General features: G+C 69.5%; 1 pseudogene. It reads left to right on the top strand.

Annotated features, from left to right (window positions below):
- Positions 1 to 275, top strand: a pseudogene (locus tag TBIF_RS25825) (IS1634 family transposase); the annotation flags it as partial.

The following is a 275-nucleotide window of genomic DNA, read 5'->3' as shown; positions in this document are numbered from 1 at the left end:
GCCGCGGAGAAACGCGACGGCAAACTCGAGATCATCAAGCATTTCGGATCCGCGCACACCGACGCCGAACTCGGCGTCCTCCTCGCGCAGGCCCACGCCTTCGTCGGCGGCGACCAGCCGATGCTCGACCTCGAGGTGCCCGAACTGATCCACCGCATCGACGACGTCGCGGACTGGCGAAACCCCGAACTGCTCCCACCGGCACCCCGGCCCGCCCCGGGGCTGGCGCCGCCGGGACGAATCAGCGCAACCAGCTCCCGCCTGATCTACGAGGT

Origin of the sequence: Tomitella biformata AHU 1821 (genome assembly GCF_000524475.1) — a bacterium.
Lineage (GTDB): Bacteria > Actinomycetota > Actinomycetes > Mycobacteriales > Mycobacteriaceae > Tomitella > Tomitella biformata.
Note: the sequence above shows the minus strand (reverse complement) of the source record. Positions and strands in the feature narration are given on the sequence as shown.